Below are 23422 nucleotides of genomic sequence, written 5' to 3'. Positions count from 1 at the left end.
ATTCCGGCACACCCTGGGACCGTCCGGCACTGCGCCGGGCGGTCCTTTGGTTTACCCCGCTGAACCGTCCGGATGGTTAGGTTGGGGGCATGACCGGCCAGCAGCTGAAGATCACCGCAGTCGCCATTCCTGCAGCGCTCGACGCCGGGACGCACCACAGTGCCGGCGGCACCGCCGGCTTGATGGACTTTCACGAGTGCCACGCCTTGCGCGAGAAACACGAACTGGAGAAATGGGGCGACCTGGACCGCTGCCCCACAGCCATGGAGAGCCTGGAATACTGGCGCGGTAATCAGTACGAGGATCGCCGGCTCGTCATCGCACGGCTTGGCCAGCAAACCGTGGGCACCTGCTCCGTAACCCTGCCCCTACGCGAAAACACGTCCACGGCAGGGATCCTGGTGGACGTGGCGGCAGCCTTTCGGCGGCAGGGCTGGGGCCGGAAGCTGCTGGAACATGCCGAGGCTGTTGCCGCGGACAACGGCCGCACTTCTTTTAATGCCTACTGTGAGCTGCCCTCCGGGACAGGGGATAAGGACACCCTGCTGATTCCCGCCAAATCGGGAGCGGGCGGGCTGCCCGCAGATAACCCTGCCGTGGCCTTTGCGGACGGTGCGGGTTACGAGCTCGAGCAGGTGGAGAGGGCCAGCCGGCTCACGCTGCCGGTCCCGGCGAACCAACTCGATGCACTGGAGCTGGAGGCATCTTCACGGGCAACCGGATACACCCTGGTGGGCTGGTCTGATCGGTGTCCTGACGAACTCGTGGTGGAATACGCAGTCCTCAAGAACCGGATGAGCACGGACGTCCCTATCGCCGGCCTGGACTGGGAAGCTGAGGACTGGGACCCTGTCAGGGTCCGGCAGGAGGAGCAGTCGAGCAGCCGCGGCGGCGTGCAGAGCCAGGTCGCGGCGGCGCTGCACAGGCCTACCGGCAAGCTGGTGGCCTACACGGTCGCGAACTGGCGGCCGGGCATTCCTGCGAGCATTGCCCAGCAGGACACGCTGGTCGCGTCCGAGCACCGCGGCCAGAGGCTGGGATTGCTGGTCAAGACAGCGAACCTGCGGGCGGCCCAGCATCGGTGGCCCACGGCGCGATCGGTGCTGACATGGAACGCTGTGGAAAACCGGCATATGCTGGCGATAAATAGTTTGCTTGGATTCACACCTGCTGGTTATGAGGGCGAATGGCAGAAACGGCTGGGATGACGCACCTGATGGCAGAAGACGTACGGATCGAGCAGCTGTGGATCCCGGATACCTTGGACGCGCCTGACGCAACGGATTTTTTGGCTGCCGTCGAGGTGGGCCGCAAAGTCCGGATGCAGACCTGGGGCACTGATGACCTCGCTTACACGCCACTGGAGAAGCTCCTTGAGCTGGCCGATCCCTATGAGCGCCAGATTATCTTGGTGGCCAAGGCCGGGGATCGGATCATCGGCACGGTGGACATTGCCCTGCCGCTGACGGACAACCTGGACACGGCGGAGTTCACGCTGGACATCCTGCCGGAATTCCAGCGCCAGGGGGTGGGCCGCAAACTGCTCCTCGCGGCCGAACACCTGGCGCGCAGCGAGGGCCGTACCATGATCCTCGTTGACACCAACCATCCCGGCGCGTCCCTGCACGAGTTCGAGGCTGCCCAGCTGGTGCCGGGTTCAGGCCAGGGCTTTGTGCCGCTGGAAAGCCGGGAAGTCGAATTCGCGCGCCGGACGGGCTACACGCTGCAGCACATCGAACAGTTCAGCGCCTGTGCACTGCCCTTGGACACCAAGCTCGTGGCCGATCTCCAGGCCGAGGCTGATGAAGCCAACAACGGGCGGTACCGGCTCCATCACTGGACTGACCGCTGCCCGGATGAGTGGCTGGAAGCCGTAGCCGTGCTCGAGAACCAGGCGGGCGCCGACGTCGATCCTGCCCTTGAGCCCCCCATAGACCAGGACATGGTGTTCGACGGCGGTATCCTCCGCGGGGCCGAAGAGGCCACCATCGCGCAGGGGAGGCGGACGGTGGTGACCGCCGTTGAGCATCTGGCCACCGGGGCACTGGTGGGCCTGACCACTATCAGCGTCCTGGCCCACCGGCCCGATGTGGTGTTCCAGGACGACACCCTGGTCCTGCAGGAACACCGCGGGAACAAGCTGGGGCTTTTGATCAAGGTGGCCAACATGGAGCGGCTCACCGAGCAGTTCCCGGACGCCCGGGTCATCTACACCTGGAACGCCCCCGAGAACAGGTACCTGCTGACTGTCAACCAGCAGCTGGGCTTCACCACGGCCGGCGTGACCGGCATCTGGCAAAAAGAGCTCCCAGACCTGGGGACCAGTAAGAGCTGAGGCCGATTTGGTGGTCCGGCGGCCCGTCCCGTAAGCTTGAACTACCAAAGACCGTCGGTTGTTGGAAATCCATTCTCCTGAGCGCAGCTCAACTCTGCAGTTGTGTGCGGGAGGCCAAATGTATTTCTGGACGAAGGACCCTGAACATAGGGCGGCCGGCGCAGGTGAACGAAGCAACGCTCCACAGTGAAAGCCGTGTCGAGCCAAGCCCCGTGCATCTGCGCGGGGCGTTTTTTAGTTTTAGCTCATCTGAGCGGGGCCCGTCGCATACCGGCACTATCCCCGGAAGGAGGGTTATGGCAACGCCTACAAAGGTTTCAGCAGTAGCTGAGATCACTAACGATTTCAAGGAATCGAACGCCGCTGTCCTGACCGAATACCGTGGGCTCACCGTTGCACAGCTCAAGCAGCTGCGTGTTTCTCTCGGCCAGGACACCAAGTTCTCGGTCGTCAAGAACACCCTGACCGCAATTGCAGCCAAGGAAGCTGGTGTCGAAGCATTCAACGACCAGCTCTCCGGCCCCACTGCAATCGCGTTCATCAAGGGTGACGCAGTTGCCGCTGCCAAGAGCCTGACGGATTTTGCCAAGGCCAACAAGCAGCTGGTCATCAAGACCGGTTACTTCGAGGGCAAGGCACTGAACGCGAGCGAAGTCGCTGCCCTGGCAGCACTCGAGTCCCGCGAGCTGCAGCTCGCAAAGGTTGCAGGCATCCTCAAGGCTCCTGCTGCCGCCGCTGCACGCACCATTGACGCACTGCGCCTCAAGCTCGAAGAAGCGAACGGTTCACCGGCAGCAGCCGAGGCTCCCGCCGCGGAAGATGCTCCGGCCGCAGACGAAGCCCCCGAAGCAGCTGCAGAGGCTCCCGCCGAAGCACCCGCTGCCGAAGAGAACTAGTTTCTCTTCACCCACCAGACTCCGGTGTGAAGGCAATGGCCCAGGCCGCCAAGCACCACCTATAGGAAGGACGCCACACCATGGCGAAGCTCACCAACGAAGAGCTCATTGAAGCTTTCAAGGAACTGACCATCATCGAGCTCTCCGAGTTCGTCAAGCTCTTCGAAGAGACCTTCGAAGTTACTGCAGCTGCAGTTGCTGTTGCTGGCCCCGCCGGTGGCGGCGCAGCTGAAGAAGCTGAAGAGCAGACTGAATTCGACGTTATCCTCGAATCAGCTGGCGAAAAGAAGATCGCAGTGATCAAGGAAGTTCGCGCAATCACTTCCCTGGGTCTGAAGGAAGCTAAGGACGTTGTTGACAGCGCTCCGAAGGCTGTTCTCGAAGGCGTCACGAAGGAAGCTGCCGAGAAGGCAGTGGAGCAGCTCCAGGCTGCCGGCGCAACCGTTACCCTCAAGTAACTCACGCCGCTTCACGGAAACCCCGTCCACTTCGGTGGGCGGGGTTTCCTGCGTTTAACCCAACGCGGGGTCACATATGGCCCATGAAGTGCCCATTGATAGGCCGTAAGTGACCCCGCGTTGCTAGTTCGGTTCGGAGATATCGGCGACAACGGCGCCCAGGGCTGCGGTAAGGGCGTCGGCGTCCACAAAGGCGCTGTAGCCGTGTTCGCCGGCGCCCATGGAGATCCGGCGTCCGGCAATGGTGGCGTCCGCGTACACCGGCCAGGCGGTGGTGCTGCCGAGCGGCGTGATGGTCCCGCGTTCGTATCCGGTCGCGTCGAGCGCTACGTCCGCGGGCGGCAATGAGAGTTTGTTGACGCCCACCAGGGTCCGCAGTTTTGGCCACGAGATTTGCCGGTCACCCGGAATCAGCGCGAACAGGAACGTTCCGTCCTTGTGTTTGACCACCAGGGACTTCACGATTTCCGCCGGCGTGATGCCCAGGATCCCGGCAGCCTCCTCGAGGCTCCGCACAGCGAGGCGCTCCACAATCTGCACGGCCAGGCCGCGCGCGGCGGCGTCAGCAAGGAAGCGCTGACGTCCGACGGCGGCACTTGGGTTGCCGGCCTGCCCCACCATCAGTCCCTGCCCGCCATCAGTCGCGGTACAGCAGCAGGGCTTCACCCTGACCGCCGCCGCCGCACAGGGAGACCGCGGCCTTACCGCTGCCACGCCGTTTAAGTTCGTGGGCCGCGTGCAGCGCCAACCGCGCACCGGACGCCCCGATCGGGTGGCCCAGCGCAATGGCGCCGCCGTGGATGTTGCACTTTTCCAGCGGGTAGTCCAGGTCTTTCAGCGACTGCACTGCGACCGAACCGAATGCTTCGTTAATTTCGATGAAGTCCAGGTCGGCAGTGGTCCATTCCGCCCGCTGCAGAGCGTTCATGATGGCGTGGGACGGCTGCGAATGCAGGGAGTTGTCCGGGCCGGCAACCTGGCCGGGCTTCCCCACCACAGCCAGGTATTCCAGCCCGTTCTCCTCCGCGAACCGGCGCGACGCCAGCACCAGCGCGGAGGCGCCGTCGGACAGGGGAGAGGAGTTGCCGGCCGTGATGGTTCCCTCGCTGACGAAGGCGGCCCGCAGCCCGGACAGGGACTCGACGGACGTGTTCGGCCGTACGCCTTCATCGGTGGAGACAATAATGGGATCGCCCTTGCGCTGCTTGACGCTGATGGGCGCGATCTCGTCGTCGAAGACGCCGTTCTTTCCCGCCAGCGCGGCACGCTGGTGCGATTGGGCGGCAACGTTGTCCTGCGAGGTCCGGTCGATGCCCAGCGTCAGGTTCTTGGTTTCGGTGGACAGCCCCATGGACTGGCCATCGAACGCATCCGTGAGTCCATCGTGCGCAGCGACATCCAGCGCCTGGATGGCGCCGTAGGTCCAGCCCTGGCGCGAACCCGGCAGGAGGTGGGGCGCGCGGGACATGGATTCCTGGCCACCGGCCACCACCACCGTGGCGTCGCCGCTGCGGATCATCCTGGCGGCGTCGATCACCGCGGTCAGCCCGGACAGGCACACCTTGTTGATGGTGAGAGCAGGAACGTTCCAGCCAATCCCTGCGCCAATGGCGCTCTGGCGTGCGGGGTTCTGACCGGCACCGGCCTGCAGGACCTGGCCCATGATGACGGCATCCACCTGGCCGGCCTGCACGCCGCTCGCGGCGACCGCGGACCTGATCGCGTGCGCTCCGAGTTCGACGGCGGTGAAGCTCGCCAGTTGCCCGTTGAGCCGGCCCTGCGGCGTGCGCGCACCAGCCAGGATAACAACGTCAGTATTGTCGTTGGAGTTGCCCATTGTGATCTCTTCCGCTCTGAATCGATGTACTTCCAAGGCTACCGTGAGGCATGTCACCCATTAATCCAAACGCCGAATGGGTCCCGGAGATTCCAGTGGTGACGGCACGGCCAATAGGGGAGAACTACCCATCCGCCGGGTGTGCGCGTGGTCGCGGCGGTGCGTAGGGTGGACGGCGAAGACGAAAGCATCAGAGCAACGCAAAAACAGGGAGCAGCATCTTGAAGAAAATCGTCGCCGCGGCAGCCATAGCCAGCCTCGCGGGACTCACGGCCTGCAGCGTTGCCACTCCCGCGCCGGACATCTCTTCATCAACAGCAGCCCCCACTGTGTCCACTTCAGTGCCCTCCACTGCGTCGCCGTCGCGCTCTTTCAGTCCGTCGGCCGCACCCCAGGCCCGGGGCATAAAGGCAGCCTGCGAGACGTTCAACTCGCTCTACGCCGAGTACAGGACTATCCGGGACGATTCCAGCGCCTACGAGGACATCTACTTTGCCGCGCAGGACGCCAAAGAAACAGTGTCCGGGAACCTGGTGGGACTGTTTACCTCACTCAGCGGCCTGGCGCTTGACCACTCATCGGCAGTTAAGAAGGGCGCCGCGCCCGAGCAGGAATCAAAGGATGGCGTGCGTGACGCCGTGTTCGCCAACGCGGGCGAATGCACAGCAGCGGGCGTTACGCTGCGCCTCTGACGCCTCTTCCGGTACAAAAAATCGGTGCTTGCAATAAGTCCGGTTGTGGGGTAGACACGTAATTGGTTTTGCCGTATCGTAGATATTTGCGTCTTCCCTGTTTACCTTCAGCCTTCATATAGCGGTGGGCTTTGCCTGGCAGCTGACCATCAACGTGCCGTCAACAACGTCATTGTATGGAAAGCCCCGGCCCGGGTCATATAGCGGAACCGGATGGTAGCACTGCGGAGTCATTCCGCAGGGTGCATAGCGGGGGAGATCTGAAAACGCCTGAAGGTCTGTGGAAGGATCCCTCTTGGTCGCCTCGAGCACCTCTAATGTAAATAACACTGCCACCGCTATCGAATCAAACAGCACTGATGGTGCCACGCGCCGGCTCTCATTCGCAAAGATTCACGAACCGCTGGACGTTCCGAATCTCCTTGCCCTGCAGACGGACAGCTTCGACTGGCTGGTCGGAAACGAACGCTGGCAGGCCCGCGTAGCGAAGGCCGTCGAAGAAAACGATCTCAGTGTCGCCACCTCGTCCGGACTGTCGGACATCTTTGAAGAGATCTCCCCGATCGAGGACTTCCAGGGCACCATGTCCCTGAGCTTCTCCGATCCGGAGTTCGCTGACCCGAAGTACACCATGGCCGAGTGCAAGGACCGGGACGCAACGTATTCGGCACCGCTGTACGTCAAGGCCGAGTTCATGAACAACAACACGGGCGAAATCAAGCAGCAGACCGTGTTCATGGGCGACTTCCCCCTCATGACGGAGAAGGGCACCTTCGTCGTCAACGGCACCGAGCGTGTGGTCGTCTCCCAGCTGGTCCGTTCACCGGGCGCCTACTTTGAGCGCACCGCCGACAAGACCAGTGATAAGGACATCTTCACTGCCAAAATCATCCCGTCCCGCGGTGCATGGTTTGAACTCGAGATCGACAAGCGCGACCAGGTCGGCGTTCGCCTCGACCGTAAGCGCAAGCAGTCCGTCACTGTTCTGCTGAAGGCCCTGGGCTGGACCGAAGGCCAGATCCTCGAAGAGTTCGGCCAGTACGACTCCATGCGCGCAACGCTGGAGAAGGACGCCACCGAGACCCGCGAAGACGCGTTGCTGGACATCTACCGGAAGCTGCGACCGGGCGAGCCGCCCACAGTCGAGGCTGCCCAGTCCCTCCTGGACAACCTGTACTTCAACTCCAAGCGCTACGATCTGGCCAAGGTTGGCCGTTACAAGATCAACCGCAAGCTTGGCATCGACCGCTCCCTTGGCGACAAGGAAGCTTCGGTCCTGCACGTTGAAGACATCGTGGCCATGATCAAGTTCCTGGTTGCCCTGCACGCTGGCGAGAAGACCCTCACGGGCAAGCGTGATGGCCAGGACCACGAGCTGCGCGTTGATATCGATGACATCGATCACTTCGGCAACCGTCGTATCCGCGCCGTCGGCGAGCTCATCGAGAACCAGGTCCGCACGGGCCTGTCCCGTATGGAGCGCGTTGTCCGCGAGCGCATGACCACCCAGGACGTCGAGGCAATCACGCCGCAGACACTGATCAACATCCGCCCTGTTGTTGCAGCCATCAAGGAGTTCTTCGGAACGTCCCAGCTGTCGCAGTTCATGGACCAGAACAACCCGCTCTCGGGTCTGACCCACAAGCGCCGTTTGTCCGCGCTTGGCCCGGGTGGTCTGTCCCGTGACCGCGCAGGCATGGAAGTTCGAGACGTTCACCCGTCCCACTACGGACGTATGTGCCCCATCGAAACCCCTGAAGGCCCGAACATTGGTCTGATCGGTTCGCTGGCATCCTACGGCCGCATCAACCCGTTCGGCTTCATCGAGACTCCTTACCGTCTCGTCGCTGAAGGCGTTGTCTCCGATGAGGTCCAGTACCTCACGGCCGACGACGAGGCAGAGGTCCTGATCGCTCAGGCCAACGCTCCGCTGGACGAGAACAAGAAGTTCGCAGAAGAGACCGTCCTGGTCCGCGCCCGTGGTGGTGGAGGCGAGCCTGTGCTCGTTCCCGCCGGCGAGGTCGAGTTCATGGACGTTTCCCCGCGCCAGATGGTGTCCGTGGCTACGGCACTGATCCCGTTCCTCGAGCATGACGATGCTAACCGCGCACTCATGGGTGCCAACATGCAGCGCCAGGCCGTGCCGCTGGTCCGTTCCGAAGCCCCGTTCGTGGGCACCGGCATGGAGCGCGCCGCCGCCGTCGACGCCGGTGATGTCACCATCGCGAAGAAGGCCGGTGTGGTTACCGAGGTTTCCGCTGAGCTCGTCATCATGCTCAACGACGACGGTACGGAAACCAACTACCGCATCAACAAGTTCGCACGCTCCAACCAGGGCAACTGCTACAACAACCGTGTCCTGGTGAACGAAGGCCAGCGCCTCGAGGTCGGCGGCATCATCGCCGACGGTCCGGCAACGGACCAGGGCGAACTCGCCCTCGGTAAGAACCTGCTCGTGGCATTCATGTCATGGGAAGGCCACAACTTCGAGGACGCCATCATCCTCTCGCAGCGCATTGTTGCCGAGGACGTACTTTCCTCCATCCACATCGAGGAGCACGAGATCGATGCCCGCGACACCAAGCTTGGTGCCGAGGAAATCACCCGTGACATCCCCAACGTGTCCGAGGAAGTCCTGGCAGGCCTGGACGAGCGCGGCATCATCCACATCGGTGCCGAAGTTGAAGCCGGCGACATCCTGGTCGGAAAGGTCACCCCGAAGGGTGAAACCGAGCTGACCCCGGAAGAGCGCCTGCTGCGTGCCATCTTCGGTGAGAAGTCCCGCGAAGTGCGCGACACCTCCCTGAAGGTTCCGCACGGCGAGTCCGGCACCGTCATCGGCGTGCGCGTCTTCGACCGCGACAACGACGATGAACTGCCCCCGGGCGTGAACCAGCTGGTGCGCGTCTACGTGGCCGCCAAGCGCAAGATCACCGACGGTGACAAGCTCGCTGGCCGTCACGGCAACAAGGGTGTTATCTCCAAGATCCTCCCGATCGAGGACATGCCCTTCCTTGCCGACGGTACCCCCGTGGATATCGTCCTGAACCCGCTGGGTGTTCCGGGCCGTATGAACGTCGGTCAGGTGCTGGAAACGCACCTCGGCTGGGTTGCCAAGACCGGTTGGAAGATCGAAGGCGAGCCCGAGTGGATGAAGCAGCTGCCGAACCTGCCGCGCGAGAGTGGCTCAACCACTGTTGCAACGCCGGTGTTCGATGGCGCCCGTGAAGAGGAAATCACGGGTCTGCTGGACTCCACCAACGTCACCCGCGACGGCGACCGCCTGATCAACTCCTCAGGCAAGACCCGCCTCTTCGACGGCCGCTCCGGCGAGCCGTTCCCGGATCCGATCTCGGTCGGCTACATGTACATCCTGAAGCTCCACCACCTGGTGGACGACAAGATCCACGCCCGTTCCACTGGCCCGTACTCCATGATCACGCAGCAGCCGCTGGGTGGTAAGGCACAGTTCGGTGGCCAGCGCTTCGGTGAGATGGAAGTGTGGGCGCTGGAAGCTTATGGCGCCGCGTACACACTCCAGGAACTCCTCACCATCAAGTCGGATGATATTCACGGTCGTGTCAAGGTCTACGAAGCAATCGTCAAGGGCGAGAACATCCCCGAGCCGGGCGTTCCTGAGTCCTTCAAGGTCTTGATCAAAGAAATGCAGTCACTGTGCCTGAACGTGGAAGTACTCTCCACGGACGGAACCACAATTGAAATGCGTGACTCTGATGACGCAGTCTTCACGGCTGCGGAAGAACTGGGCATCGATCTGTCTCGTGCAGAGCCCAGTTCCGTAGAAGAGGTTTAGCAGGTTGATGTCCGACGGCGGGTGACCACCCGCCGTCGGACATCACCTCCCTCTTCCCGTAACCAAGACTTCAGAATTTAGAGAACAAGAGAGAACAGGGACCATATGTCCAGCGAATCCTCCTTCGGCCTCATGCAGATCGGCCTCGCCACCGCGGATGACATCCGTGGCTGGTCTTACGGCGAGGTTAAGAAGCCGGAAACCATCAACTACCGCACACTCAAGCCCGAGAAGGACGGCCTCTTCTGCGAGAAGATCTTCGGCCCTTCCCGTGACTGGGAATGCTACTGCGGTAAGTACAAGCGTGTGCGCTTCAAGGGCATCATTTGCGAGCGGTGTGGCGTTGAAGTCACCCGTGCGAAGGTCCGCCGTGAGCGCATGGGCCACATTGAGCTGGCCGCCCCGGTCACGCACATCTGGTACTTCAAGGGTGTTCCGTCCCGTCTGGGCTACCTCCTTGACCTGGCGCCGAAGGACCTCGAAAAGGTCATCTACTTCGCTGCCTACATGATCACCAGCGTCGACGCCGACAGCCGCCACGAGGAACTGCCCAACCTGCAGGTTGAGCACGACATCGAGAAGAAGCAGCTGATCGACAACCGCGACTCCGACATCGCCACGATTGCCCGTGACCTCGAAAATGAGATCGCGCGCCTCGAAGGTGAAGGTGCCAAGGCCGCCGACAAGAAGAAGGCCCGCGACTCCGCAGACCGTCAGATGGCTAACGTGCGTAAGCGTGCCGATGCCGAGATCGAACGCCTCGAGCAGGTCTGGGACCGTTTCAAGAACCTGAAGGTCGCAGACCTCGAAGGCGACGAAGGCCTCTACCGCGAGCTGCGCGACCGCTACGGCATGTACTTCGAAGGCTCCATGGGTGCCGAAGCGATCAAGAAGCGTCTTGAGAACTTCGACATGCAGGCCGAGTCTGACCTGCTGCGCGACATCATTGCCAACGGCAAGGGCCAGCGCAAGACCCGCGCCCTGAAGCGCCTGAAGGTGGTCAACGCGTTCCTGACTACCAACAACAGCCCGCTGGGCATGGTGCTGGACGCAGTTCCGGTGATCCCGCCGGAACTGCGCCCGATGGTCCAGCTGGACGGTGGCCGCTTCGCGACTTCCGACCTTAACGACCTCTACCGTCGTGTGATCAACCGCAACAACCGCCTCAAGCGCCTGCTCGATCTCGGTGCCCCGGAGATCATCGTCAACAACGAGAAGCGCATGCTTCAGGAAGCTGTTGACAGCCTCTTCGACAACGGCCGTCGCGGCCGTCCGGTCACCGGTCCTGGCAACCGTCCGCTGAAGTCCCTGTCCGACATGCTCAAGGGCAAGCAGGGTCGTTTCCGCCAGAACCTTCTCGGCAAGCGCGTTGACTACTCCGGCCGTTCGGTCATCGTCGTCGGCCCGCAGCTGAAGCTGCACCAGTGTGGTCTGCCCAAGCAGATGGCACTGGAGCTCTTCAAACCGTTCGTGATGAAGCGACTGGTTGACCTCAACCACGCACAGAACATCAAGTCGGCCAAGCGCATGGTCGAGCGTTACCGTCCGCAGGTCTGGGACGTGCTGGAAGAGATCATCACCGAACACCCGGTGCTGCTCAACCGTGCACCCACCCTGCACCGCCTTGGCATCCAGGCGTTCGAACCGCAGCTTGTTGAAGGCAAGGCAATCCAGCTCCACCCGCTGGTTTGTGGCGCCTTCAACGCTGACTTCGACGGCGACCAGATGGCAGTCCACCTGCCGCTGAGCCCCGAGGCCCAGGCTGAGGCACGCATCCTGATGCTGTCCTCGAACAACATCCTGAAGCCGTCCGACGGCCGCCCGGTCACCCTGCCTTCGCAGGATATGATCATCGGTCTCTACCACCTGACCACCAAGCGTGTCGGTTCAGCTGGCGAAGGCCGCGTCTTCTCCTCGGTTTCCGAAGCCATCATGGCCTACGACCTCCGCGAGCTGCACTTGAACTCGCAGGTCAGGATCCGTCTCGAAGGCTTCGTTCCGTACGCGGGCTGGGAAGCTCCGGAAGGCTGGGAAGCCGGCCAGCCGGTGATCGTCCAGACCTCCCTGGGACAGGTCATTTTCAACCAGACGCTGCCGGCGGATTACCCGTGGGTTGAGAACGTTGCGGACAAGGGCGAACTGTCCACGATCGTCAACGATCTCGCCGAGCGCTACCCGAAGGTGGTCACGGCGGCAACGCTGGACAACCTGAAGGACGCCGGTTTCTACTGGGCCACCCGGTCCGGCGTTACCGTCGCCATCTCGGACATCGAGGTACCCAAGGACAAGCCGCGGATCCTCGCCGGCTACGAAACCATGGCGGCCAAGATCCAGGGCCAGTACGACAAGGGCCTGATCGACGACGACGAGCGTCGCCAGGAACTGATCGAGATCTGGAACAAGGCAACCAACGAGATCGCCCAGGTAATGCGTGACAACCTGTCGCCGATGAACACCATCAACCGCATGGTGTCCTCCGGTGCACGTGGTAACTGGATGCAGGTTCGTCAGATCGCGGGTATCCGTGGCCTGGTGGCCAACCCCAAGGGTGAAATCATCCCGCGTCCAATCAAGTCCTCGTACCGCGAGGGCCTGTCGGTGCTGGAATACTTCATCGCCACGCACGGTGCCCGTAAGGGTCTGGCTGACACTGCGCTGCGTACCGCCAACTCGGGTTACCTGACCCGTCGTCTGGTGGACGTGTCGCAGGACGTTATCGTCCGCGAAGAGGACTGCGGCACCGAGCGCGGCCTGGTTACGGCAATCGCCGTGCCGGACGCCAACGGCGAGCTGGTCCTGGATGAGAACGTCGAGAACAGCGCCTACGCCCGCACGCTCGCTGTTGATGTTGTGGACTCCAAGGGCAATGTCCTTGCAGCCGGCGGCACCGACTGCGGCGACGTCGTGATCGCTGAACTGTTCGCAGCCGGCATCACCGAGGTCAAGGTCCGCTCCGTACTCACCTGTGAGTCCAGCGTCGGCACCTGCGCCCTGTGCTACGGCCGTTCACTGGCCACGGGCAAGACCGTGGACATCGGCGAGGCTGTCGGCATCATCGCCGCACAGTCCATCGGTGAGCCCGGTACCCAGCTGACCATGCGTACGTTCCACACCGGTGGTGCTGTTTCCGCCAGCGGTGGCGACGACATCACCCAGGGTCTGCCCCGTATCCAGGAGCTCTTCGAAGCCCGTACTCCGAAGGGTGTCGCGCCGATTGCTGAAGCAGCCGGCCGAATCGCCATCGAAGAGTCCGAGCGTCAGATGCGCCTGGTCATCACTCCGGATGACGGCTCTGAAGAGATCGCCTACCCGGTGCTGCGTCGTTCACGCCTCCTCATCGAGGATGGCGAGCACGTCACAGTAGGCCAGAAGCTCATCAACGGTCCGGTGGATCCCAAGCAGGTACTGCGCATCATGGGTCCCCGTGCCGCGCAGAAGTTCCTGGTGGACGAGGTCCAGGGCGTGTACCGCAGCCAGGGTATCGGTATCCACGACAAGCACGTCGAGGTTATCGTTCGCCAGATGCTGCGCCGCGTCACGGTCATCGAGTCCGGCGAATCGGATCTGCTCCCCGGCGAACTCGCCGAGCGCAGCCGCTTCGAGGACGCCAACCGCCGCGTTGTGTCCGAGGGCAAGACTCCGGCTTCCGGACGTCCTGAGCTCATGGGCATCACCAAGGCGTCCCTGGCCACCGAGTCCTGGCTGTCGGCAGCTTCCTTCCAGGAGACCACCCGCGTCCTGACGCAGGCGGCCATGGAAGGCAAGAGCGACCCGCTGCTTGGCCTCAAGGAGAACGTCATCATCGGTAAGCTGATCCCGGCCGGCACGGGTCTCCCGCGCTACACCGAGGTCACCGTAGAGCCCACTGAGGAAGCGAAGGCCAACCTGTTCACCGGCCCCAGCGCGTTCAGTGACTTCTCGTACGACTCCCTGGGCGGCGACGGAGCTCCTGAGTTCCACGCCATCCCGCTGGATGACTACGATCTCGGCAACGATTTCCGCTAGTCGATTGCGGTGAAAGGCCCCGTCTCCACTTGGTGGAGGCGGGGCCTTTCGCCTACACCCGATTAAGGGCCCGGGTCCAGCCGTGCTAAACTTTGGGTAATTGTTCTGTGTGGCAGTGGATGAAGGCCGCCGCAGCATCATTTTGGTTTTGTTCTCATGATGCTGGGTGGAGCTTGTTTCCGGGTTGCGGGTAAGGTGCGCAACGAATGCCACACTTTTGCACGCCTACGCAAGTTTCCAGAGGCCGCAGCTGCAAGGAACAACGCCAAAACCATTGTGTTCAGGCTGGCGCCTGAGCGTGAAGGTAGAGATCAAACCAACGGAGAACACGAGAGTGCCTACGATTAACCAGCTGGTCCGTAAGGGCCGCACGCCTAAGGTCAAAAAGACCAAGGCTCCCGCGCTTAACGGCAGCCCGATGCGCCGCGGTGTTTGCACCCGCGTTTACACCACCACCCCCAAGAAGCCGAACTCGGCTCTTCGTAAGGTTGCACGTGTGCGCCTCAACGGTGGCGTTGAAGTTACCGCTTACATCCCCGGTGTCGGCCACAACCTGCAGGAGCACTCCATTGTGCTCGTTCGCGGCGGTCGCGTGAAGGACCTCCCCGGTGTCCGTTACAAGATCGTCCGTGGCGCCCTCGATACCCAGGGTGTGAAGAACCGTAAGCAGGCACGCAGCCGCTACGGCGCAAAGATGGAGAAGAAGTAATATGCCTCGCAAGGGTCCGGCCCCCAAGCGGCCGCTCGTACTAGATCCCGTTTACGGCTCCCCGCTGGTAACCCAGCTGATCAACAAGGTGCTGGTTGACGGTAAGAAGTCCACCGCAGAGCGCATTGTTTACGGTGCCCTCGAAGGCGCCCGCGCCAAGTCCGGCGGCGACCCCGTAGCAGCCCTCAAGAAGGCCATGGAGAACGTCAAGCCTTCCCTCGAGGTCCGCTCACGCCGCGTTGGTGGCGCTACCTACCAGGTTCCGGTTGAGGTCAAGCCGGGCCGCTCCACCGCCCTCGCCCTGCGTTGGCTGGTTGGCTACTCCAAGGCCCGCCGTGAAAAGACCATGACCGAGCGCCTCCAGAACGAAATCCTGGATGCCTCCAACGGTCTCGGTGCCGCTGTGAAGCGTCGCGAAGACACCCACAAGATGGCCGAGTCCAACAAGGCCTTCGCACACTACCGCTGGTAATACTTCCCGGACGCCGCCGGCTCGACTGAGCCGGCGGCGAACGCGTAGTCCATCCGAAAGGGAGACACCGTGGCACAGGACGTGCTTACAGACCTTAGTAAGGTCCGCAACATCGGCATCATGGCTCACATCGATGCCGGCAAGACCACCACCACCGAGCGCATTCTGTTCTACACAGGTGTGAACCACAAGATCGGCGAAACGCACGACGGCGCTTCGACGACTGACTGGATGGAACAGGAAAAGGAACGCGGCATCACCATCACGTCTGCCGCCGTGACCTGCTTCTGGGACAACAACCAGATCAACATCATTGACACCCCCGGCCACGTTGACTTCACCGTCGAGGTTGAGCGCTCACTGCGCGTCCTCGACGGCGCCGTCGCCGTGTTCGATGGTAAAGAAGGTGTCGAGCCCCAGTCCGAGACCGTGTGGCGCCAGGCTGACAAGTACAACGTTCCGCGTATCTGCTTCGTCAACAAGATGGACAAGCTCGGTGCTGATTTCTACTACACGGTAGATACCATCATCAGCCGCCTCGGTGCCAAGCCGCTCGTTATGCAGCTGCCGATCGGTGCCGAGAACGACTTCGTCGGCGTCGTCGACATCCTGGAAATGCGCGCGCTGGTCTGGCCTGGCGACTCCAAGGGTGACGTCACCATGGGTGCCAAGTACGAAGTTCAGGAGATCCCCGCGGATCTGCTGGAGAAGGCCAAGGAATACCGGGCTGCCCTCGTTGAGACGGTGGCTGACGCTACCGAAGAGCTCATGGAGAAGTACCTTGAGGGTGAAGAACTCACCGTCGAGGAGCTCAAGGCCGGCATCCGCAAGATGACGATCAACTCTGAGCTCTACCCGGTCTTCTGTGGCTCCGCGTTCAAGAACCGCGGCGTTCAGCCGATGCTTGACGCCGTGGTTGACTACCTGCCGAACCCGCTCGACGTCCCGCCGATGATCGGTCACGATCCTCGCGACGAAGAGAAGGAACTCACGCGCGCGCCTTCCTCCGAGGAGCCGTTCTCGGCTCTGGCGTTCAAGATTGCTGCGCACCCGTTCTTCGGCCAGCTCACCTTCATCCGCGTGTACTCCGGTCACGTCGAAGCGGGTGCTCAGGTGGTCAACTCCACCAAGGGCAAGAAGGAGCGCATCGGCAAGCTGTTCCAGATGCACGCCAACAAGGAAATGCCCGTTGAGGGCGCTACCGCGGGCCACATCTACGCAGCGATCGGGCTGAAGGACACAACCACGGGCGACACCCTGTGTGACTCCGCGAACCAGATTGTCCTCGAGTCCATGAGCTTCCCGGAGCCCGTGATCTCGGTTGCCATCGAACCGAACACCAAGGGTGACCAGGAGAAGCTCTCACTGGCTATCCAGAAGCTCTCTGCTGAGGACCCGACCTTCCAGGTCTCCCTCAACGAGGACACCGGTCAGACCATCATCGCCGGCATGGGCGAGCTCCACCTGGATATCCTGGTGGACCGCATGCGCCGCGAGTTCAAGGTCGAGGCTAACGTCGGCAAGCCGCAGGTCGCTTACCGCGAAACCATCAAGAATGTTGTTGCGCGTCACGACTACACGCACAAGAAGCAGACCGGTGGTTCGGGTCAGTTCGCAAAGATCCAGATTGCCATTGGGCCGCTGGACACTTCCGAAGGCGAGCTCTACGAGTTCGAGAACAAGGTCACCGGTGGCCGTATTCCGCGCGAATACATCCCGTCGGTTGACGCCGGTATCCAGGATGCACTGAACGACGGCGTCCTGGCTGGTTACCCGGTTGTCGGCATCAAGGCGACGCTGATTGACGGCGCTTACCACGATGTTGACTCTTCGGAAATGGCGTTCAAGATCGCCGGGCGTATGGCTTTCAAGGAAGCCGCACGCAAGGCGAACCCCATCCTGCTCGAACCGCTGATGGATGTAGAGGTCCGCACCCCTGAGGAATACATGGGTGAAGTAATCGGTGACCTCAACTCCCGCCGTGGCCAGATGCAGTCCATGGAAGATGCACAGGGTGTCAAGGTCATCCGTGCGCACGTCCCGCTGTCCGGCATGTTCGGCTACATCGGTGACCTGCGTTCGAAGACCCAGGGCCGCGCTGTGTACTCCATGACGTTCCACAGCTACGCGGAGGTCCCGAAGGCATTTGCTGACGAGATCATCCAGAAGAACCGCGGCGAGTAGTCTTCCGACTTTCGCAGCAAAAACTCGGGTGCGTTTCCGGTTCACGGAAGCTCACCTGGTGCAGGTGGCCGGGTCCGGTCAAGCCGGGCCCCGGCCACCTGCACGAACAGGCTCGAGGGACTAGTATTAGTTCCTGAATCTGCAATTTCACCAATCCAAAGCCCCCCAAGTAGACTTGCCTGAGTTTCTGCCGCGATAAGCGCGGCTGAAGGGTAAGTCATTTGAAAACGTTCTAGGAGGAACCTGTGGCAAAGGCAAAGTTCGAGCGGACTAAGCCGCACGTCAACATCGGCACCATTGGTCACGTTGACCACGGTAAGACGACGCTGACTGCCGCCATTTCCAAGGTGCTGTACGACAAGTACCCGACTCTCAACGAGCAGCGCGACTTCGCGTCGATTGACTCTGCTCCGGAAGAGCGCCAGCGTGGCATCACGATTAACATTTCCCACGTTGAGTACCAGACCGAGAAGCGCCACTACGCACACGTAGACGCTCCGGGTCACGCTGACTACATCAAGAACATGATCACCGGTGCTGCACAGATGGACGGTGCAATCCTCGTGGTTGCCGCCACTGACGGCCCGATGGCTCAGACCCGCGAGCACGTTCTGCTTGCCCGCCAGGTTGGCGTTCCCTACCTGCTGGTTGCGCTGAACAAGTCCGACATGGTTGATGACGAAGAACTGTTGGACCTCGTTGAAATGGAAGTTCGTGAGCTGCTTTCGGCTCAGGGCTTCGATGGCGATGAAGCTCCGGTTGTTCGCGTTTCCGGTCTGAAGGCTCTCGAAGGCGACCCCATCTGGGTCAAGTCCGTTGAGGACCTCATGGCAGCCGTCGACGAGTCCGTTCCGGACCCCGTACGCGACCGTGACAAGCCGTTCCTGATGCCGATCGAAGATGTCTTCACGATCACCGGCCGTGGCACCGTTGTAACGGGCCGCGCCGAGCGTGGAACCCTCGCCATCAACTCTGAGGTCGAGATCGTCGGCATCCGCCCGGTCCAGAAGACCACGGTTACCGGTATCGAGATGTTCCACAAGCAGCTCGACGAAGCATGGGCCGGCGAGAACTGTGGCCTCCTGCTCCGCGGTCTGAAGCGTGATGACGTAGAGCGTGGCCAGGTTGTCGTCAAGCCGGGTTCCATTACCCCGCACACCGACTTCGAGGCCAACGTCTACATCCTCTCCAAGGATGAAGGCGGACGCCACAACCCGTTCTACTCGAACTACCGCCCGCAGTTCTACTTCCGCACCACGGACGTAACCGGCGTTATCACCCTGCCGGAAGGCACGGAAATGGTTATGCCTGGCGACAACACTGAGATGACCGTTGCGCTCATCCAGCCCATCGCCATGGAAGAGGGCCTCGGCTTCGCTATCCGCGAAGGCGGCCGCACCGTTGGTTCAGGACGCGTTACCAAGATCGTCAAGTAATTTACTTGTTGATTACGGAGCCGATGGCCGTCTGACGGCCTGACGCAAAGTTTGGAATAGCCCCGCTGCTAGTGCAGCGGGGCTGTTCTTTGTTACAGTTAATCCAATCAATGGATTAACTGTGCAGGCAGGCCTGCCCTTTGGAGGGAACGCCGTGAGGGACGAATCTTATGAAGTGGGCTACCGTGCCGGTCACCTTCAGGGGTGGCTTGACGCCGTGGCCAAGCTCCAGCCCTCAGTCCAGCCAGGTCAGGGCGCCACGCCAGCGCCAAGTCCCATCGGCGCAGACTTGGCGTCGGAGTGGTTGCCGGTATCAGCTAATGAACAAACGATCATCGAGGCGCCGCCAGTTTCGGCGCCTTTTTCGACTCCATCGCCCAGCGCGCCGGTGCCACAGCGGTTTCCGCCGCAGGCCCCGGCAGCTTCGTTCCAGGCATACCCGGAGACACCGGCCCAGCGCCAGGCCCGGCGTGAAAAGCGGGACCGGCAGAACATCAACATCACGCTCTATGTGGCCAGCCTGCTGCTGGTTGCTGCCGCTGCACTCTTCATCGGCACGAGCCTTCCGCCCACGTTGCGCTTTGCCGGTATCTGCGCTGTTACGGCGCTGTTCTATGGCGCGGGATTTGCACTGCATGCAAGGGTCCCGCGGCTGAAGCCGGCCGCGGTGGCATTCACCGGAACCGGGCTCGCCCTGGTTCCCGTGACCGGCCTGGCGCTCTACAACTTTGCGCTGCATCACGGCCCAGCCGCCTGGCTGATCACGTCATTGATTGGTACTGCTGCCTACGTTGCGGCAGCGATCCGGCTCGAGAGCAGGGTCCTGGTGTACTTTTCCCTCACGTTTGTGGCCTCCACGGCGTTCTCCGGCGTTTCCATCATGGGTGGGGCGCTCGTCTGGTACTTCGCGGTACTTATAGCCGTGGCCGTGCTGCTGACGGGCCTTGCCCTCGCCCGGCCGGGCTGGTTGCCGCCGGTGTATGTCAGACCGCTGATGGTCTTGCACCCGTTGGTGGTTCCCGCCGTTGCGGCTGCTGCGACCTGCGTACCGTTGCTCTTGGACAAAGCTGAGTACGCGCTGGTCATCGGCATGTGCGGTATTTATTTCGCCCTTATGGCCGTTGTTCCGGGGCGGTTCCGGCTGATCAACTTCTACGCAGCACGCGGCGCCCTGACCCTGGCTGCCGCCGTCGAAATTTGGCATCTGACCGGCCGGGGGACCGATGCCCTGCTCGCCGCCGGCGTACTGTTCGGCGCACAGGCAGGGGGACTGGCGCTCCTACCGAAAAGGCTGACACTGTGGTTCCCCGAGCCACTGCAGGCAGATCCGTCAGCCGCCGGCAACGGTCAAAACGCCGCCGGATCACGCTGGTGGGTTGATGCTCAGGTGACGTTCGCCCTCCAACTTGCTGCCACCACGGCTTTCAGAATTCAGGAGATGGCCGTCGGCTTCTTCCTCGCTGTTGACGGCTACAGGTCAATCGATGCAGGCGCAACGATGCCCCTCTGGGTGCCGGTGGCCTTGTCGCTCGGCACGGGAATGGTGGTGGCCACCAGGTGGGCGGGCCGGGCGGAATGGGCGCCTGTTGCAGCGTTGGTTTTGGCCGGAATCGTTTCTCCTTCGATGGGCGCGTGGCCGCTGGCTGGACTGCTGCTCGCAGCTGCAGGCTTCTGGGCGATCCGTAGTGTCTTCGCGGCAGGTGATTTCCAGTGCCGCCTGGTTCTGGGCGCCCGGTTGGCCCTCACATGCGCGGTCCCCGTAACCGTGGCGGCCGTGATGGATGACAGTCCCGGGCGGGCCGAGTCATCTGTGTTCGCACTCTTGCCGGCGCTGGTGGGCCAGCAGCTCCTAACAGCGTTGCTGCAGCGCTTCGGGGTGCGGACGTCTGCGCCGGAGGCAACGTTGGCCGTCTTCGGTGCCGGGGGTGCGCTTGTCCTGATCGGGCTGCCGATCATTGAGGCCTCGCCGGACCACGGCCTGACCGCCGTCGGCGTGATCATCCAGCTGGCAGCGGCATTGAGTGTAGGAGCCCTGTTGGTTCCTCGGCCGGCCACTGAACCGGACTGGTTTGCAACGGTATGGGAGGCCTTGCCGCTGGGTATGTCTGCGGTGGCCGCCACGGTCGCGTTCCAGGCGGTTTCACAAGGCTTCGGCAACGTGGTGCTGCTGCTGGTAATGGCCTATCTGGTCATCACGGCGACGGGTCTGCGCCTGCGCCAACACCGCTGGGCGTACTGGTGGTTCGCCCGGGCGGTAGCCACAGTCCTTGCCCTGACAGCCTTTCACCAGCTACAGCTGGACGGAGGTCTGGTGGTCATTGCGGCCGAGGTGGTCCGTCCTGCCGCGGTCCTGGTGGCCGTGCTGGCACTCCAGCTTTGCCTTCCGTTGGTGGCCGCCATCCGCCGTCGTGCTCCCCGCGGGATTCTTGCTGATGCGGGGGCCCTGGTCCTTCTCCAACTGGCCGGCAGTGCCAGCCTTGCGCAGGCAGTTGCCGCCGACTGGCAGGCAACCTCCGCTGCAGGAGTCGTGGCCCTCGGCGCCGCGGCCGCAGGGTACTACCTCCGCAAGGAGGCGGGTGCCGTCTGGTTGGCCCCGCTGGCGTTCTCGGTGCTGCTTGTCCTCAGCGATGGCGATCTGCTTCGGGTGGAACTGATCCTCGGTATCTTCGCGGTCTACTCCACGCTGATGGTGGTGGCCGAGCAGCAGCGGGGAAGGAAGGGCTGGTATTTTGTGGCGGCCCGCGTCCTGACGGCAGGCCTCGCCCTTGTCCTCAGCTACGACATCACCGCCTCGCCCACTGTGGTTTCGGTGACCTTTGCCCTGGTGCTCGCGGCCCAGCATGCCGTCCGATGGGTGATGCGCTCACGGCTGGTTGACATCCCCTTCCAGCAGGCCGCAGTCTGGATCACCCTGGCGGGGCAGGCGTTGCTGCCACTTGCGTACGTATCGAGGCCGGTTGGCGTCGGGCTGCTGGAGCAGGACGACGACGGCGGCCGCTGGGTAGTGCTGTTGGAACTCCTGATGCTCCTGGTCTCTGCAGTGCTGGCCAGGAGACTCTTCAGTGCCCGCGGCGCCCTGTACTTCGCTGTCTATGCGGCGCTGTTCGGGGTGCTCGCCTTGGGCCCGCTGTTCACGTTCGGCGGGACGGTCCTGCTGTTCCCGGTCCTGAGCCACACCGGAACTGCGGTGGCACTGCTGGGTGTTGCGCTTCTCGCGGCCGCTGCCGGCATCTTGCGACAGCAAAAGAACGTGGGCCGGCAGGATGGGCTACCGCAGAACGGGAGCAATCAGAACGCTGGCGCCGCGGATGTAGAGCACTGGCTGTGGCTCGTTACCGCCGGCTCGTTTGCCGGTGTCGGGCTGCTGATCTCGCCGTTGGCGGCCGACTGGGTGACGGGAGCGGCTGTCCTGGCCCTGTCAGCCGTGTGTTTTGCCGCCTCGCACGTCGAGGAGTTGCCGGTCCTGTATCCGCCGGCAGCCCTGGCCGCGCTCGGCGGGTCCGTCGCCTTGGCGGCGGAGGCATATCAGGACGTCCCGGGCGCTTGGGGCGGATTCCTGCCGTGGCTGACCGGCGCGGGTGCGGCTTCGGCCGCCCTCTATGCCGTGCGGCTGGTGCGGCGCGTCCCGTTGCAGGCTGAGCCGGTGCGCCGTTGGTCGCTGGCCGGCACGGCCTTCCTGGGCCTCGTCCTGACGGTCTTCGTCGGAATCCGGCACGAAGCAACGTCCTGGACGGCGGCCGCCGTGCTGGCCGCCGCCGTCGGGGTGTCCTACAGGGAGGCACCCGCAAGGGTGCGACGGATCGCCCTCGAAGTGGGTGCGTTGCTGCTCACAGTAGCCATCCAGCGCGCTGCCATCTTCGAACTGGACGCGCCTGAAGATCGCACAGGCCGGCTATTGACCGACCTTCCCAGTCCCTTCTGGGTTGTCCAGTGGTACGTGCTCCTGGCCGCTGTCCTCGGTGGCTTGCGCTACCTCGCCGGCAACCAAGCTGCCGGCCGGTTACTGGTGGGCGCGGCCTCTGTTTTGCTCTCGCTGAGCGGCCTGGGCATAGTGTTCGGCGGGAACGCTGGGCAGCAGCTGTGGGTCCTGGTGCTTCTCGCCCTGCTGCTCATGGCAGGCCTTGGCCTGGGAGAGCGGCTGTTTGTCTGCTGGGGCGCATCAGGCGTTGCCGCCTGCATTCTGTGGGCAATGCGGCAGTACACGTTCCTGCTACTCGCATTCATAGCCGCGGGGCTGATCGTCTTTGCCGTCTGGCGGCTGAACCGTGGAACGGCCGGCCAGGCGCCGGACTCGGGGCCGGATATGACTCCTGGTCCTGAGTCCAACCCGCTGTCCCGCGACGGCAGGGAACCGTCACACCGGCACTGATACTGTTGCTGACAGCGAGAGGAGTACATCATGGGATGGCTGATATTTCTGATCATCGCGGTAGCGGTGGTTGCCGGAGTTTTCTGGGCCAAGAAGCATTTCCGCACTGAGATTGACCGCGCCAAGCGCATCAACCGGGCAAACAAGGATAAGTAGCAGGGCCGGCGGGCGTCAGCGGGGCGTTCGTCCGGGGTCGCCGGGGGTCAGCCGCAGTT

The 23422-nt window shown here is 62.7% G+C and carries 15 protein-coding genes; 13 read left to right on the top strand and 2 right to left on the bottom strand.

Features of this window, described 5'->3' with window-relative positions; genetic code table 11:
- The first annotated feature begins 89 nt into the window (after positions 1–89).
- The 4 genes from QK290_RS04450 (at position 90) to rplL (ending at position 3689) form a co-directional block, all read left to right on the top strand.
- A complete protein-coding gene (locus tag QK290_RS04450) occupies positions 90–1208 on the top strand; it encodes a GNAT family N-acetyltransferase (RefSeq protein ID WP_282329486.1) in 1119 nt (372 codons plus the stop codon).
- 8 nt (positions 1209–1216) lie between these two features.
- Entirely contained in the window at positions 1217–2335 is a 1119-nt protein-coding gene (locus tag QK290_RS04445; RefSeq protein WP_282329629.1) for a GNAT family N-acetyltransferase, read from the top strand.
- Positions 2336–2631: 296 nt separating this feature from the next.
- Positions 2632–3231 carry a 50S ribosomal protein L10 gene (rplJ, locus tag QK290_RS04440; RefSeq protein WP_282329485.1) on the top strand — a complete coding sequence of 200 codons (600 nt, stop codon included), beginning with the start codon at positions 2632–2634 and terminating at the stop codon, positions 3229–3231.
- Positions 3232–3311: 80 nt separating this feature from the next.
- Positions 3312–3689: a 50S ribosomal protein L7/L12 gene (gene rplL / locus QK290_RS04435; RefSeq protein ID WP_056344416.1), complete on the top strand. Its 378-nt coding sequence runs from the start codon at positions 3312–3314 to the stop codon at positions 3687–3689.
- 123 nt (positions 3690–3812) lie between these two features.
- Here the strand turns inward: rplL and QK290_RS04430 are convergent, their stop codons facing one another.
- Both QK290_RS04430 and QK290_RS04425 read right to left on the bottom strand, forming a co-directional pair.
- Positions 3813–4310: a YbaK/EbsC family protein gene (locus QK290_RS04430; protein WP_282329484.1), complete on the bottom strand. Its 498-nt coding sequence runs from the start codon at positions 4308–4310 to the stop codon at positions 3813–3815.
- 16 nt (positions 4311–4326) lie between these two features.
- Entirely contained in the window at positions 4327–5526 is a 1200-nt protein-coding gene (locus QK290_RS04425) for an acetyl-CoA C-acetyltransferase (protein ID WP_282329483.1), read from the bottom strand.
- A 221-nt stretch (positions 5527–5747) separates the two neighbouring features.
- Between QK290_RS04425 and QK290_RS04420 the strand changes: the two genes are divergently transcribed.
- The 9 genes from QK290_RS04420 (at position 5748) to QK290_RS04380 (ending at position 23363) form a co-directional block, all read left to right on the top strand.
- Entirely contained in the window at positions 5748–6218 is a 471-nt protein-coding gene (locus QK290_RS04420) for a hypothetical protein (RefSeq protein ID WP_282329482.1), read from the top strand.
- 295 nt (positions 6219–6513) lie between these two features.
- Positions 6514–10032 (top strand): DNA-directed RNA polymerase subunit beta, encoded by a 3519-nt coding sequence (gene rpoB / locus QK290_RS04415; RefSeq protein ID WP_185261231.1) that lies wholly within the window; start codon positions 6514–6516, stop codon positions 10030–10032.
- Positions 10033–10137: 105 nt separating this feature from the next.
- Positions 10138–14037 (top strand): DNA-directed RNA polymerase subunit beta', encoded by a 3900-nt coding sequence (locus QK290_RS04410; protein WP_185261230.1) that lies wholly within the window; start codon positions 10138–10140, stop codon positions 14035–14037.
- Positions 14038–14371: 334 nt separating this feature from the next.
- Positions 14372–14746, top strand: a complete 375-nt coding sequence (gene rpsL, locus QK290_RS04405; protein ID WP_011692814.1) for a 30S ribosomal protein S12 — start codon at positions 14372–14374, stop codon at positions 14744–14746.
- 1 nt (position 14747) lies between these two features.
- Positions 14748–15218 (top strand): 30S ribosomal protein S7, encoded by a 471-nt coding sequence (gene rpsG / locus QK290_RS04400; protein ID WP_011692813.1) that lies wholly within the window; start codon positions 14748–14750, stop codon positions 15216–15218.
- Positions 15219–15287: 69 nt separating this feature from the next.
- Entirely contained in the window at positions 15288–17402 is a 2115-nt protein-coding gene (fusA, locus tag QK290_RS04395) for an elongation factor G (RefSeq protein ID WP_185261229.1), read from the top strand.
- A 245-nt stretch (positions 17403–17647) separates the two neighbouring features.
- The gene (gene tuf / locus QK290_RS04390; RefSeq protein WP_111906637.1) at positions 17648–18838 is read left to right on the top strand and encodes an elongation factor Tu; all 1191 of its coding nucleotides are present in this window, start codon (positions 17648–17650) and stop codon (positions 18836–18838) included.
- Positions 18839–18992: 154 nt separating this feature from the next.
- The gene (locus QK290_RS04385) at positions 18993–23207 is read left to right on the top strand and encodes a hypothetical protein (RefSeq protein WP_282329481.1); all 4215 of its coding nucleotides are present in this window, start codon (positions 18993–18995) and stop codon (positions 23205–23207) included.
- Between the two features lie 30 nt (positions 23208–23237).
- Positions 23238–23363, top strand: a complete 126-nt coding sequence (locus tag QK290_RS04380) for a hypothetical protein (protein WP_255527485.1) — start codon at positions 23238–23240, stop codon at positions 23361–23363.
- Positions 23364–23422 lie beyond the last annotated feature (59 nt).

The sequence above is a fragment of the Pseudarthrobacter sp. AL07 genome, assembly GCF_029960665.1.
GTDB lineage: Bacteria > Actinomycetota > Actinomycetes > Actinomycetales > Micrococcaceae > Arthrobacter.
This window is presented reverse-complemented; position numbering and strand designations above follow the sequence as displayed.

Bases quoted from the DNA above. Each gene is read 5' to 3' on its own strand.
- QK290_RS04450 (WP_282329486.1), top strand. From the start codon at position 90: ATGACCGGCCAGCAGCTGAAGATCACCGCAGTCGCCATTCCTGCAGCG.
- QK290_RS04445 (WP_282329629.1), top strand. From the start codon at position 1,217: ATGGCAGAAGACGTACGGATCGAGCAGCTGTGGATCCCGGATACCTTG.
- rplJ (WP_282329485.1), top strand. From the start codon at position 2,632: ATGGCAACGCCTACAAAGGTTTCAGCAGTAGCTGAGATCACTAACGAT.
- rplL (WP_056344416.1), top strand. From the start codon at position 3,312: ATGGCGAAGCTCACCAACGAAGAGCTCATTGAAGCTTTCAAGGAACTG.
- QK290_RS04430 (WP_282329484.1), bottom strand. From the start codon at position 4,310: ATGGTGGGGCAGGCCGGCAACCCAAGTGCCGCCGTCGGACGTCAGCGC.
- QK290_RS04425 (WP_282329483.1), bottom strand. From the start codon at position 5,526: ATGGGCAACTCCAACGACAATACTGACGTTGTTATCCTGGCTGGTGCG.
- QK290_RS04410 (WP_185261230.1), top strand. From the start codon at position 10,138: ATGTCCAGCGAATCCTCCTTCGGCCTCATGCAGATCGGCCTCGCCACC.
- rpsG (WP_011692813.1), top strand. From the start codon at position 14,748: ATGCCTCGCAAGGGTCCGGCCCCCAAGCGGCCGCTCGTACTAGATCCC.
- QK290_RS04380 (WP_255527485.1), top strand. From the start codon at position 23,238: ATGGGATGGCTGATATTTCTGATCATCGCGGTAGCGGTGGTTGCCGGA.